The organism is Actinomadura sp. B10D3, assembly GCF_039871695.1.
Lineage (GTDB): Bacteria > Actinomycetota > Actinomycetes > Streptosporangiales > Streptosporangiaceae > Spirillospora > Spirillospora madurae.
Map to the genome: position 1 here is coordinate 466,099 of NZ_JBDPLY010000003.1, position 12,771 is coordinate 478,869.

The 12,771-nt window shown below is 75.7% G+C and carries 11 protein-coding genes; 6 read left to right on the forward strand and 5 right to left on the reverse strand.

Translation table 11 applies throughout. The features are described from left to right. Position 1 precedes the first annotated feature (1 nt). Positions 2 to 1,024, reverse strand: a complete 1,023-nt coding sequence (locus tag ABGB11_RS08320) for a CNNM domain-containing protein (protein WP_347630484.1) — start codon at positions 1,022 to 1,024, stop codon at positions 2 to 4. After that, the gene (locus ABGB11_RS08325; protein ID WP_347630486.1) at positions 1,021 to 2,346 is read right to left on the reverse strand and encodes a hemolysin family protein; all 1,326 of its coding nucleotides are present in this window, start codon (positions 2,344 to 2,346) and stop codon (positions 1,021 to 1,023) included. Before ABGB11_RS08325 ends, ABGB11_RS08320 begins: the two co-directional genes overlap by 4 nt. Positions 2,347 to 2,501: 155 nt before the next feature. On the opposite strand from ABGB11_RS08325, the gene ABGB11_RS08330 reads away from it, so the two are divergent. Both ABGB11_RS08330 and ABGB11_RS08335 read left to right on the forward strand, forming a co-directional pair. Next, positions 2,502 to 3,461 carry an MBL fold metallo-hydrolase gene (locus ABGB11_RS08330; RefSeq protein ID WP_347630488.1) on the forward strand — a complete coding sequence of 320 codons (960 nt, stop codon included), beginning with the start codon at positions 2,502 to 2,504 and terminating at the stop codon, positions 3,459 to 3,461. A 57-nt stretch (positions 3,462 to 3,518) separates the two neighbouring features. Further along, entirely contained in the window at positions 3,519 to 4,523 is a 1,005-nt protein-coding gene (locus ABGB11_RS08335) for a hypothetical protein (RefSeq protein ID WP_347630489.1), read from the forward strand. A 196-nt stretch (positions 4,524 to 4,719) separates the two neighbouring features. On the opposite strand, the gene ABGB11_RS08340 is transcribed toward ABGB11_RS08335, so the two are convergent. From ABGB11_RS08340 to ABGB11_RS08350, 3 genes are all read right to left on the reverse strand, one after another. Next, positions 4,720 to 5,049, reverse strand: coding sequence for an Lsr2 family protein (locus tag ABGB11_RS08340; protein ID WP_347630490.1), 330 nt, complete (start codon positions 5,047 to 5,049; stop codon positions 4,720 to 4,722). Between the two features lie 17 nt (positions 5,050 to 5,066). Further along, on the reverse strand, positions 5,067 to 5,423 hold the full coding sequence (locus ABGB11_RS08345) for an Lsr2 family protein (RefSeq protein ID WP_347630491.1): 357 nt from the start codon (positions 5,421 to 5,423) through the stop codon (positions 5,067 to 5,069). Positions 5,424 to 5,514: 91 nt separating this feature from the next. After that, on the reverse strand, positions 5,515 to 6,864 hold the full coding sequence (locus tag ABGB11_RS08350; protein WP_347630493.1) for a helix-turn-helix domain-containing protein: 1,350 nt from the start codon (positions 6,862 to 6,864) through the stop codon (positions 5,515 to 5,517). Positions 6,865 to 7,503: 639 nt separating this feature from the next. Here ABGB11_RS08350 and ABGB11_RS08355 point away from each other — a divergent pair. The 4 genes from ABGB11_RS08355 to ABGB11_RS08370 all read left to right on the forward strand — a co-directional run bounded on the left by ABGB11_RS08355 (position 7,504) and on the right by ABGB11_RS08370 (position 12,768). Further along, positions 7,504 to 8,319: an AfsA-related hotdog domain-containing protein gene (locus ABGB11_RS08355; RefSeq protein WP_347630494.1), complete on the forward strand. Its 816-nt coding sequence runs from the start codon at positions 7,504 to 7,506 to the stop codon at positions 8,317 to 8,319. Between the two features lie 8 nt (positions 8,320 to 8,327). Beyond that, positions 8,328 to 8,960, forward strand: a complete 633-nt coding sequence (locus tag ABGB11_RS08360; RefSeq protein WP_347630496.1) for an isoprenylcysteine carboxylmethyltransferase family protein — start codon at positions 8,328 to 8,330, stop codon at positions 8,958 to 8,960. Positions 8,961 to 8,962: 2 nt separating this feature from the next. Next, entirely contained in the window at positions 8,963 to 11,623 is a 2,661-nt protein-coding gene (locus tag ABGB11_RS08365; protein WP_347630497.1) for a PEP/pyruvate-binding domain-containing protein, read from the forward strand. Between the two features lie 83 nt (positions 11,624 to 11,706). Then, positions 11,707 to 12,768, forward strand: coding sequence for a polyprenyl synthetase family protein (locus ABGB11_RS08370; RefSeq protein ID WP_347630499.1), 1,062 nt, complete (start codon positions 11,707 to 11,709; stop codon positions 12,766 to 12,768). The last annotated feature ends 3 nt before the right edge of the window (positions 12,769 to 12,771 follow it).

Sequence of the window (12,771 nt, forward strand, 5' to 3'; positions counted from 1 at the left end):
GTCAGCGGACCGCCAGCAGCGTGGTCAGGAGGTCGTCCAGGCTGACCAGGCCGGCGATGCGGCCGTCGGGGGCGATGGCGAGGCCGAGGTGGCTGTGGTTCGCCTTCAGGGTCGCGACCGCCTCGCCGACCGGGGTCCCGACCGGCAGCGCCGGCACCGGGTGCGCCAGCTCCCCGGCCGGGGTCGACCGGCCCCGCGCCCGTGCCACGTAGGCGTCGCGGACGTGCACCATGCGCGCCGCCTGGCCCCGGGCGCCGGCGCCCCGCACCATCAACCGGGTGTGGCCGGTCTCCGCGGCGACGTCCACGATCTCCTGCGGGGACGCCTCCGGCGGGACCGACACGATCCCCGAGACGGGGACGACCAGGCCGGCGAGCGGGGCGCGCGGCGCGTCCAGCGCGGTGGTGAGCAGCGTCAGCTCGGTCTCCCCGATCAGACCGAGCCGCCGCGACTCCTGCGCGATGCTGCGCAGCTGCTCGGGGGTGCGCGACACCTCCCGCGAGTCGGCCGGCCGGACGCCCCCCGCCCGCAGCAGCAGGTTCGTCGTGCCGTTCAGCGCGGCCAGGGCCGGGCGGGCGACGGTCGTGAACGCGCGGAACGGCAGGCCGAGGACGGTCGCCGAGCGCTCCGGCCCCGCGATCGCCCACGACTTCGGCGCCATCTCGCCGACGACCATGTGCAGGAACGTCACCAGCGCCAGCGCCAGCACGAAGGCGACCGCGTGCGCCGCCCCCTCCGGCAGCCCCGCGGCGTGGAACGGCGGCGTCAGCGTCTCCGCGAACACCGGCTCGGACACCAGGCCGAGACCGAGCGAGCACATGGTGATGCCGAGCTGGGCGCCCGCGAGGGTCAGCGACAGCTCGTCGATCCCGGCGACCGCCGCGCGGGCGGCCCGCGAGCCCCGCGCCGCGGCCCGCTCCAGCCGGGGCCGCCGCGCCGCGACGAGCGCGAACTCGGTGGCGACGAAGAACCCGTTGGCCGCCAGCAGCGCCAGCGTGACGGGAGCGCCCAGCGCGAGGTTCACCGGTCCTCCTCCACGGCGCGGACGCGGATCAGCTCGGGCACGTGCCGGTTGATCGTCAGCACCTCCACCACGGCGGTGCGGGCCGGCTCGTCCAGCCGCTCGCGCGGCAGCTCCACCCGGACGACGTCGCCCGGCCGCGCGATCCGGCCGAGCCGCCGCATCAGCAGCCCGGCGACCGTCTCGTAGTCGCCCTCCGGCAGCGCGATCCCGGTCTCGTGGGCGACCTCGTCGATCCGCAGGCCCGCGTCCGTCGTCCACCACTCGCCGGTGCGGATCGCCAGGTCGTCGTCGGGTTCGTTCTCGTCCGCGATCTCCCCGACCAGTTCCTCGGCGACGTCCTCCCAGGTGAGAATGCCGGCGAACCCGCCGTACTCGTCCACCACGCACGCCAGCGGCTCGGCGGCGCCCCGCAGGCGCAGCACGACGTCCGGCAGCGGCAGCGTCGAGGGCAGCAGGAGCGGCGGCCGGGCGATCGCGCCGACCGCGGTCCGCGCCGCCTCGTCCGGCCCGAGCCTCACCAGCTCCTCCAGCCCGACGACCCCGACGACGTCGTCGACGCCCTCGCCGAGGACGGGGTAGCGGGTGTGCCCGCTGGCCGCGATGATCTCGCTCAGCCCGGCGGCGTCCGCGGTCGCGGCCACGCTCACCACGTCGACGCGGGGCACCATGACCGCCTCGGCGTCCCGCTCGGAGAAGACCAGGGCGCGCTCCAGCAGGTCGGCGTGGCCCTCCTGGAACTGCTCGCCGGACTCGCCGATCATGTGCCCGAGCTCCTCCAGCGTCGCGCCGTGCCGCAGCTCCTCCACCGGTTCGATGCCCACCGCACGGACGAGCCGGTTCGCCGACGCGTCGAACAGCCGGATCAGCGGCCCCGCCATCGCGAGGTAGCCGAGCGTGGACGCGGCGAGCGCCCGCGCGAGCGGCTCGGCCCGCGCCAGCGCCAGGTTCTTCGGAAACAGCTCGCCCATCACCATCTGGACCACCGTCGCGAGCGCGAACCCGAGCGCCACCGCCACGCCGCCGGACGCCGCGTCCGGCACCCCGCCCGCGCGCAGCACCGGGTCGATCAGGTCGGCGAGCGCCGGCTTGGCGATGAACCCGACCACCAGCGCGGTGACCGTGATGCCGAGCTGCGCGCCGGACAGCATGAACGACAGCCGGCCCATCACCTTCAGGGCGCGGGCCGAGGCGCGGTCGCCCTCCGCCGCGCGCTGGGCCAGGGCGGGGCGGTCCGCGGTGACGAAGGCGAACTCCTGCGCCACGAAGTAACCGGTCGCGGCGGTCAGCACGAGGACGGCCAGCAGTCCGAGCGCGGCGTTCACCCGGGCCCCTCCTTCCGCGCGGCGCGTTCAAGATCCCTCCTACCCCGCGGGCGGCGTCCTCCCCACCCGGCGGCCGGGACGGTTATCACCCGCTATGCGTGGAATGAAAATCTGTGCACGGGAAGACCCGCGGCCACGAGTGCGAGGGGGCACCGATGCCCAGACCGTTCGCGTCGTCCGCAGATCTGGGCGACAAGACGCAGACGCTTGAGGTCCTGGCCGACGGGGTGTACGCGCTCACGGCCGAGGGGGACCCGAACGTCGGCGCCGTGGAGGGCGAGGACTTCGTCGTCTGCTTCGAGGCCCTCGCCACCCCGGCGGCGGCCCGCGACTGGCTCGCCGTCCTGCGCGAGCACACCGACAAGCCCGTCCGGTACCTGGTCCTGTCGCACTACCACGCCGTCCGCACGCTCGGGGCGAGCGCGTTCGGCGCCCCGGTGGTCATCGCGCACGACCTGACCCGCGCGCTGATCGCCGAGCGCGGCGCACAGGACTGGGAGTCGGAGTACGGCAGGATGCCCCGGCTCTTCAAGGACCCGGACGGCATCCCCGGGCTCACCTGGCCGACCGTGACGTTCTCCGGCACCCTGACCATCGACCTCGGCGGAGACCGCGGCGACCTCGACCTCGCCTACTGCGGCCGCGGCCACACCGAGGGCGACATCGTCGCGTGGCTGCCCCGGCACCGGATCCTGTTCGCCGGCGACCTCGTGGAGACGCAGGCCGCGCTCTACACCGGGGACGCGTTCCACCGCGAATGGGCGTCCGGCACGCTCGACCACGTCGGCTCCTTCGGCGCCGAGACGCTCGTCGGCGGGCGCGGCGCCGTCGCGCACGGCCGGGACGCCGCGCACGCCGCGGTCGCGCAGACCCGCGCCTTCCTGACCACCATGATCGACGAGGTGGGCCGGGTCCGCCGGGACGGCGGCACCCTCAAGGACGCCTTCGAGGCCGTGCACAAGGCGCTCGCCCCCGGGTACGGGCACTGGCCGATCTTCGAGCACTGCCTGCCGTTCGACGTCTCCCGCCTCTGGGACGAGATGGACGGCGTCGAGCGACCCCGCATCTGGACGGCCGAGCGCGACCGGCAGGTGTGGGCGGAACTCCAGGACTAGCGGGGCGCCGCGGGTGCGGCGCCGGAGCCAGGCTCCGAGACGCGGTGGGGAGTGGCGATGAACGAGCAGGACCGTCCCCGTCCGGTGTTCGATCCGGCCATCGGCGGCGGAGACCGGGCGCTGCTGGCCGGATCGTCCGAGCGGCTCGTCCCCGCCTGCATGCCCGCGCCGCCGCCACCGCGGCTGCGCGCGGCCACGGTGGTGGCGCGGCTGGTGTGGATCCCGGCGTTCGCGATGTTCTACGGGGTGCTGCCCGGAGGGTGGCTGCGGGTCTGCTTCGTCGCCTCGCTGGACGAGGACACCCTGGTGGGCGAGGCGAGCCGGTGGGGGAGGCTGCCCGTCCTCGCGATGATGCTCACCCCGGCCCTGCAGATCCTGCTGCTCCTGCTCGGCCAGATCGAGGCCGCGGTCGTCCTCACCGCCGCGAGCTTCGCCGGCTGGGCCCTCGGCGCGCTGCGCCACGCGGGCGAGCCGGCCGCCGCCCGCGCCGCCCGCGAGAACCACGGCCGCTACCTGCTGCCCGGCGACTTCGACCGGCCCGCCGCCCGGCTCCTCGTCCGCGCGCAGCGGGCCGTCGACGCCGTCCTCGGGTCGCAGGCGCACGGCGCCGGGCTGCTGGACGACATCAACAACGCGGTCGTCCTGCCCCGCCAGGAGTGGGCCATCGCGGAGGCCCTCGCGACCCACACGCGGCTGCGCCGGGAGCGCCTCGCCCAGCAGCCCGAGCGGCTGTCGGCGGACGTCCGGGCCCTCCTGGAGCCGCAGGACCGCGCGCTGGCGCTCTCGGTCCGCTCGGTCAGCGGCCGGATCGAGGCGCTGGAGGCGTACGCGCGGCGGGCCGGCGAGGCCGACGACGCCTACCACGAGGCGCGCGTCCTGCAGGGCCTGCCCGAGCAGAACGCCCGCTACCGGGACCTGCTGGCGAGCACCGTGGGGGACGAGATGGCCGGCGAGGAGATCCGCGGAATGGCCGAGGACGCCCGGCGGGCCGAGAAGGCACTGCGCGAGCGCGTCGCCGGCGCAGTGCGCGCGGGACGGGAACTGGACCTGCCGCCCGTGTGAGCCGCGCCCCGTGGGGCCTCTATCACGCCCGTGCCCGCCTATTGCGCGGGCGCTCCATTCCCGGCATTCACCCCGAGAATGAGGGCGATTTGCCCGTTGCGCACGTTTGCGCACGCAAGAGGCCGGGGTGATGCGAATTCTCACCCCGGCCCCTCGCTGTCGCGCCGGAACGCCGCCGGCCGCGCGGCGCGCGCCGCTAGTGCGCGGCCTCGTACTGCTCGATCACATTGGCGGGGATACGGCCCCGCTCATTGACCTTGATGCCCCGGCTCTTCGCCCACTCGCGAATCTCGGCGGAGCGCTCGCGGCTGCCCGCGGTACGCGTCCCGCGACCACCCCTGCCGGGGGTCTTGCGCGCCTTGCGCGCGCTCGCCACGAACGGCTCAAGGCCGCTGCGCAGCTTGGCGGCGTTCTTCTTGCTCAGGTCGATCTCATATGACGTGCCATCGATGGAAAAGCTGACGGTCTCGTCGGCCTCTCCACCGTCGATGTCGTCGACGAGAAGGACTTCGACCTTCTGTGCCATGCGGGGACTCCCTCTAGCTATGCGTCCGGCTTGGCGTCCGGATGTGCCTCGATGAATGCAGCATAGACCTCATCCGATATCTTGCCACGTTCGGAGACTTCGATGTCCTGACGCAATGCCCAGTCGCGGACATCGCCGTTCGTGTAGCCCTTGATCTTCGCGACGCGGGACTTGCGGCCCTTCCCCGCGGGCTTCACCTCCGCGGCGTTCTCGATGAAGGGCGCGAGGGCGTCCAGCATCTCGTTCAGCCGCTTGTAGTTGTCATCGCTCAAGTCGATGGTGAACGTGCGGCCCAAGACTTCGAAGTCTCGCTTTGCGACATCGGCTCCTTCGGAGCCGTCCATGTCGTCCACCCGAATGACCTTCTCGGCCATGTGTTCTGTGACTTCCTTCCCCTCGCCTACGCGGCGACCCCGACCGTAGCGGATTTCGGGGCCCGGCGCGGGGAGCGGCGGGGCGGGCGGATCAGCCGCCGTTGCGCTGGATCCAGGTGTGCAGAAGCAGCATCATCTCAAGCCGGATCCCAGGGTCCTCGATGTCGAAACCGAACATCTGGTGCAGTTGCGCCAGCCGGTAACGGACCGTCTGCGGATGCACGCACAGGACTTCGGCGGCGCCGGTGGCGTTGAATCCGTGCTTCATGCATTCCAGCAACGTCACCGCGAGCCGCAGTCCCTGCCGCGGGCCGGCCTCGTCCAGCGGAGCGAGGCGCCGGGCCGCCACGAGCGCGGCGAGCGACGCACCCTCGCGCAGCAGCAGGCCGGGCAGATGCTCCTCGGCCCGCACCAGGACCCCACCGCGCCGGGCGCGCCGCCCACCGCCCCGGGCGGAGATGGGCGCGCCCCGGGCGGAGATGGGCGCGCCCCGGGCGGAGATGGGCGCGCCCCGGGCGGAGATGGGCGCGCCCCGGGCGGAGGCGGGCGCGGCGGGCGCCAGGTCGAGGGCGCGCCGCGCCCACGTCAGCGACGTCGCGGCCTCCCCGGGCGGCACGGCGGGGCCGATCGCGCCCGTCCACCCGGCCAGCGTCGCGCCGAGCTCGTCGAGGCGCCCGGGCCCGTCCGGGTCGGGTATCACCAGGCAGGGGCGGCCGCGGTCCAGGCCGGTCAGCAGGGACGGCGGCAGCCCGGCCGGGCCCTCCCCGCCGCTGCCGGGCCGGGGCCGCAGCACGATGACCGCGAGCCGCCGGGGCAGCGGCCAGCCCGCGCGGGCGGACTGCTCGCGGACGACCTCGGGCGGCGCCGGCGGGTCCGACAGCAGCAGGGTCAGCAGCCGGCCGCGCCGCTGCTCGCGTTCCCCGGCGGCCTTCTCCCGGGCGCGGGCATAGCCGTGCGCCGCGGCGGAGGCCAGCGCGTCCAGGTAGGCGAAGTTCGCTTCGGCGAGCAGGCTGACGAGCGCCGGCGGGCGGCCGAGCCGCTCGGCCTCGACCGCCAGGTGCCGCCAGGCGATCCGCGACGCGACCCGCATCGCGTTCTGCAAATGCTCCAGGCTGCGGCCCTCGACGGCCTCGCCGTACCCGACGTCGAAGAAGACCTGGTACACCTCCGCCCACGAGGTGTCCGGGTCGGCGATGACCTGCACGAAGTGCTCCATCGCCTGCGCGACGGCGGCCTCCGCCACCCGCCAGTACGCCGCGTGGCCCGGCCGGTCGTACTCGGGCACATGCCGCAGCACGCCCTCGACCATCACGCCGAGCAGGTCCGGCAGCCGGGGGCGCATCCACCGCGCCTCCTCCGCCGGGACGTCGCGCCACGGCTCGTCCGTGAGGCTTTCGATGGCCGGTGATCCGGGGCGCGTGTCGTCGTACGCCGTCGTCACGGTGGCACCTCCGTCGCGCGTGCTCGGCGGGCCCGGGCCCGCGTCGTCCCAAACCTAGGCAGGCGGGGTGATCCGCGACACTCAGCGGCCTTCACCGTCAGGGGCGGCGTTTGTCAGCCCGCTGACAACACGGCGCCGGGCGCGCCGGGCGGCGCCCCGGCGGGCCCGGCCCCCCGCCCCGCCGCGCTGGCCGCATTCTGCCAATTATTTGTGGGCAACATCACAGGCCGAGTCGGTATCCCGTCAAACTCTCAATAATTTGAAAATATACCTTGTGAGATTCGCGCGCAAAAACGCGCTGCTGATCTCTCGGAAACGCGCGGCGGTCGATCTTCGCGGAGCCGGGTGACGTGCGCGGTCGGCCGCGCCCGCCGCCCGGCCGCGTCCTGCAAGCGGACGCTGACATGCGCTTTTCGTCCCCGGGAGGCCTTGTACGGAGCGTGTCCGGGCCGCGCCGGGCTGCCCGGCCCGGCAACCGGGCGCGGCCCGGACTGCCCGGCAGTGCAGTACAGCCCCGCGCAATTCTGTAGCAAGATGACGGCCGTCCGGTCGGCTTATCCGCGCTTCCCGAGAAGGGCGGCGGCGCCGTTTTCGGCGCGGGCCGGCGCGCTTGGGGTCAGCAAATGGAGGGAGTGGCGCATGAACGGGTCCGTCATCGATCGATTCCGCGAGCTGGTCGTCGACGAGTCCGATCCCTTCTACTTCGACCACCCGCTCGACCACGTGCCGGGGATGCTGCTGTTCAGCGGCCTGCTCGACCTGGCGGTTCGCGCGGACCGGCTGCGGGCGCGCGGCCGGTGCCCGGAGCGGGTCGTCGCCGGCCTCGGCTTCAGCCGGTTCTGCGAGCTGGACCGGGGGACCACGCTCTCGTGCCGCCCGGTGCCGGGCGACAACCGGGCGTGGACGGTCGCCGCCCGGCAGGGCGGCGAGGAGGTGTGCGGCGGCTCCATCGCGTTCAGCGGCGAGGCGCCGCACCCGCCGGCGCGGACGGGCACCGCCGGGGCGGCGGCCCCGTCCCGGAGCGCGCCCGCGGATCTCGTGCACCGGCACCGTCCGGAGAACATCCTGGTCGGCGAGCCGGTGCGGCGGGGCCGGGCGGTGGTGGAGGCCGCCGTCCTCCAGCCGCCCGCGGGGGAGGGGCCGCCGCCCGCGTTCCGGTCGCCCGTGGAGATCGTCGAGGCGGGCCGGCAGTTCGCCACCCTGCTGGAGCACGCGGAGCACGGCCGGCCGATGGACACGACGCTGCTGTGGGTGGCGCTGCGGCTGGACATCCCCTACCGCGTCGACCGCGACGTCCCGCTGCTGCTGCGCTGGCCCGTCGCCCGCGTCCCGGGACGCCGGTCGCGGTGCGCGGCGACGCTGGCGGACGCCGCGACCGGTGCCTGTCTCGGGTCGCTCGCGTACGAGGCGTACGCGGTGGATCCCGAGCAGTACGAGCGCGCCAGGGCGCGGTGAGCGGCGCCATGAGGCTCCTGACGCTCGCGCCTCGCCTGCTTTTCCTCGCCGGGGCGGGCACGGCGGTCGCCGGCATCGTCCTGCACGCGGGACGGGACGGTGGGGCCGAGGCGCACGCGGCGTGCCTGCTGGCGGGCTACCTGGGCTGGCTCCTGCTGGAGGTCCCGGTGACGTTCCGCCGCGCCGCCGCCCCGCCGTCCGACGCGCGGACGCTGCTCCCGTACGGTCTGGCGCGCCTCCTGCTGGTCGCGGCGGCCTCGTTCGGGCCCCTGCCGTGGGAGCGCTGGTCGCCGTGGCTGCTCGTCCCGTCCGCCGCCTTCGCCGCCGGCGTCGCGCTGCGGCAGGCGGCGATCCGCGCGCTCGGGCGGTTCTACTCCCATCACGTGATGCGCCAGGACGGCCATCGGGTGGTCACGGGCGGGCTCTACGGGATCGTCCGGCATCCGGCCTACGCGGGGATGCTGCTCGCGCACGTCGGCTTCACGTGCTTCTTCCCCGGCCCCGCGAGCGCGGCGGCGCTGCTCCTGCTGGGCGCCGCCGTGGGCTGGCGGATCCGGGTGGAGGAGAGCGCGCTCTCGGACGTTCCCGGCTATGCGCAGTACGCCGCGGGCACGCCGCGCGTCCTGCCGAAGGTGTGGTGACCATGGGCGAGATCGGCCACAAGTTCGCGCGGCTGGAGGCGCTGCGCGCGGCGGGCTTCCCCGTCCCCGGCTTCTTCTGCCTGCCCGCGGACGAGTTCGACCGGGCGCTCGCCTCCCTGCGGGACGCGCTCCCGCCGGCCGCCTCGCTGCCGGTGGCGGACTGGTGCGCCTCGGCGGCGTCGGCCCTGTCCGGCGCCGTGCCGTCCGGCGACCTCGCCGGCGGGCTCCTTGAGGCGTTCGACGCGCTCGCCGGCCCCGGCGGGACGGCGGCCGTCCGCGCCTGCGTGGTGCCGGGGGAGGGCGGCGGCGAGGACTCCGAGGACGACCCGTTCGCGGGGATGAGCGACAGCTTCCTGTACGTGCCCCGCGCCGGGCTCCTGGCGGCGGTGGCGCGCTGCTGGGCGTCGGCGTTCAAGCCCGAGGCCGTCCGCTACCGGATCCTGAAGGGCGCCGACCCCGCGGGCGCCAGGGTCGCCGTCGGGATCCAGCGGATGGTCCCCGGGACGCGCTCGTTCGTCGCGTTCACCCGCGACCCGCGGGACGGGGCGCGCCGCCACGTCGTCGCGGCGGCGCACGGCATCGGGGAGGGCGTCGTCCAGGAGAAGGCCGACGTGGACCACTTCTTCGTCGATCCGGAGACCGGCGGGGTCCGCGCGGAGATCGTCCTCAAGCGGCGGATGGCCGGGCCGCCCGCCCCGGGCGAGAGCGGCACCCGCGTGGTCGCCGTGCCGGACGGGCTGCGGCGGGCGCCGGTGCTCACCGACCCCGAGGCACGCGACGTCGCGGATCTCGCGGCCCGGGTGGAGGAGCACTTCGGCCGCCCCCAGGACATCGAGGGGACGATCACGCCCGACGGGACCGTCCACCTCGTCCAGGCGCGGCCTCTCGCCGGGGAGGCGCGGGACACGGGCCCCCGCGTGTACTGGGGGAACCACAACATCACCGAGAGCTTCCCCGGGGTGTCCGGCGCGCTCACCTACTCGCAGGCCCGGACGTTCTACGAGCTGGCCTTCACCGACCTCTACCGACGGATGGGCGTGCCGGCCCGGCGGCTGCGCGCGAACGCGCACCGGACGGGGCGGATGGTCGGGCTTCTCGACGGCCGCGTCCACTACCGGCTGGACGACTGGCAGGAGCTGCACGGGCGGCTCCCCGCCTTCGAGCTCGTCCGCGCCGGCTGGGAGGAGGCCATGGGCGTCACCGGCGAGGCGCGCGCGGCCCGGCGGTGGCCGCGGGCGCGCGTCGCCGCCGCGCTGCCCGCGACCGCCTGGCGCGCGGCCGGGCACCGCCGCGCGACCGCCCGGTTCCTGCGCTGGTGGGACGGACTGATGGCGGAGGTGTACGACCCGGCGGCCCGCCCGCTCGCCGGACGGTCCCCGGACGAGCTGATCGCCCTGTACCGGCGGGTGTGGGCCGAGGTGTCGGTGCGCTGGGGCGTCACGCTCGCCAACGGGATCTACGGGCTGCTCGTCCTGCGGGCCGGCACGGCGCTGCTGCGGCGGTGGGCGGGCGCCGGTCCCGACCTGCTCGCCGGGCTGCTGTGCGGGGGCCGCGAGAACCGCTCGCTCGCCGCGGCCCGCGCCGCGGTCGCCCTCGCCGAGCGCGCCGCCGGGATCCCGGACCTGAAGGACGCGCTCCTGGCCGGCCCCGGCGGGCGGACCGAGGAGGAGCACCTGCGGGCCGTCTGGGACGACATCGCCGCCGGCCGGCACGGCTCGGGCATCGCCGCCGCCGCCCGCGCGTACCTGCGCCGCTACGGGGACCGCGCGCTCCACGACCTCAAGCTCGACGAGCCCACCCCGCGGCAGCGGCCCTGGATGCTCGCCGGGACGATCGCCCCGCTGGTCCGGCGCGGCGCCACCGTCGCGGGCGGCCGGGCGGACGAGGCGCGCGCCGCGGCGCAGGCCCGGAGGCGGCTGCGAGAGGCGTGCCGCAACCCGGCGAAGCGCGCCGTGCTGGACGCGCTGCTGTCCCTGATGCGGTGGTTCGTCCGGGCGCGGGAGGACACCCGGTTCTGCCGCACCCAGCTGTTCGGGCTCTCCCGCGAGGTGCTGTGGCGGCTCGGCGCCGAACTCGCCGCGGCCGGGGCGCTGGACGACCCGAGGGACGTCCTCGACCTCACCGCCGACGAGGTGACCGGCGCGTTCGACGGCACCCTCCCCGGCTCGGACCTGCGCGGCCTCGCGGCGGTGCGGCGCGCGGAGCGCCTCCGCCACCTGGACGTCCCGCTCCCGCCGGCGCTGTTCTCGGTTCCGGCCGGGCGGCCCGTCGCGGCGGCCCTCGCGCATGCCCGCCCGGTGGGGCCGCGGCCGGCCGCGGACGGCGGCGACGTGCTGCGCGGGCTCGGGTCGAGCGGCGGCACCGTCCGGGGCCGCGCCAAGGTGGTCCTCGACCCCGGCATCGCCCCGGCGGGCTGCGCCGGCCGGATCCTCGTCGCGCGGGAGACCGACCCCGGCTGGCTGTCCCTCATGATCGCCGCGTCCGGCCTGGTGGTCGAGCGCGGCACCCTGCTCTCGCACACCGCCGTCACGGGACGGCTGCTCGGCGTGCCCACCGCGGTCGCGGTCGGCGGCGCCGTCGCCCGCATCCCCGACGGCGCCTGGATCGAGCTGGACGGGCGCGCCGGCACGGTCCGGGTCATGGACGAGCGCGCCACCCGATGACGGGCGCCGCCGGGCGGCCGGCGCGCATCGCGACCTCCGGGCCGGGCCCGGATACACCCCGCAGCAGCAGAGGAGCTTGGCACGTGGACGAAGGAGTGTTCGGAAGGGCCGCCCAGGAACGGGCGATCGCCGAGGTCGAGGCGGAGATGGCGCGGCTGTGCGAGCTGCTCGCCGAGGGCCTCGCGATGGGCCTGGACGAGGGCCGCGAGATGGTCGGCGGCGCCATAGCGGAGTTCCTCGCCGAGTTCTTCGAGCTCGTCCGGGCCAAGGGCTCGCGTCCCGGTATGAAAGGCATGATCACGCTGCCGCTGCTGGTGCACTGCGCGGAGACCGGCGATCCCGCCCCCGCCGCGCCCGTCGCCGTGATCCACCTGCTCTGGTGGGCGTCGGCCCGCTACCTCGACGACCTCACCGACGCCGCCCCGGCCGAAGACACCGCGGCCCGGAGCGTCGAGGCCCGCGCCTCCGGGATGAAGATCCTCACCGCGCTCGCCGTCGGCGGCCAGCTGCCCGGCCGGATCATCGCCGGGCTGCCCGCCGGGGCCGCCGTCCGGGCCGCGCTCGCCGACGAGGTCTCCCGCGGGTGGCTGGACGCCGTGGACGGCCAGCTCCGCGACCTCACCGAGCGGGCACCGGTGGCGTCGCCGGCGTCGGTGCTGCACGGGTACGAGGGCAAGACCGGCGCCCCCTACGCCATGGCCGCCGCCTCGGCGGCGTGCCTCGCCGGGGTCGGCGGCCGCCGGGTCGACGGCTGGCGCGCGTACGGGCGCGCGCTCGGTGTGCTGCGCCAGCTCGTCAACGACCAGCGCGACCTCGCCTCGGGCCGGCACGAGGACCTCGCCAACGGCACCGCGACCTACCTGCTCGTCCACCTGCTGGCCGCGCTGCCCGCCGCGCGCCGCCGGGAGGCGCTCGCCCTGCACGCCGCCGCCCGCCACTCGGCGGCCGCGCGCACCGAGCTGACCGCCTGGATGCTCGACGACGAGATCATCGAGTCCTACGCCGACTGCGTCGCGCCGCTGGTCGAGCGCGCCCACGGCCTGCTCGACGGGCTGGGCGGCGATCCGGGCTGCGTCCGGGAGCTGCACCGGCTGGTGGACGAGACCGCCGGCCACCTGCCCAGGTTCCGGCTGGCCGTCGCGTAGGGG

Excerpts from the sequence above, each read along its gene's own strand:
- ABGB11_RS08355 (WP_347630494.1), top strand. The coding sequence starts at position 7,504 with ATGAACGGGTCCGTCATCGATCGATTCCGCGAGCTGGTCGTCGACGAG.
- ABGB11_RS08340 (WP_347630490.1), bottom strand. The coding sequence starts at position 5,049 with ATGGCACAGAAGGTCGAAGTCCTTCTCGTCGACGACATCGACGGTGGA.
- ABGB11_RS08330 (WP_347630488.1), top strand. The coding sequence starts at position 2,502 with ATGCCCAGACCGTTCGCGTCGTCCGCAGATCTGGGCGACAAGACGCAG.
- ABGB11_RS08365 (WP_347630497.1), top strand. The coding sequence starts at position 8,963 with ATGGGCGAGATCGGCCACAAGTTCGCGCGGCTGGAGGCGCTGCGCGCG.
- ABGB11_RS08360 (WP_347630496.1), top strand. The coding sequence starts at position 8,328 with ATGAGGCTCCTGACGCTCGCGCCTCGCCTGCTTTTCCTCGCCGGGGCG.
- ABGB11_RS08345 (WP_347630491.1), bottom strand. The coding sequence starts at position 5,423 with ATGGCCGAGAAGGTCATTCGGGTGGACGACATGGACGGCTCCGAAGGA.
- ABGB11_RS08335 (WP_347630489.1), top strand. The coding sequence starts at position 3,519 with ATGAACGAGCAGGACCGTCCCCGTCCGGTGTTCGATCCGGCCATCGGC.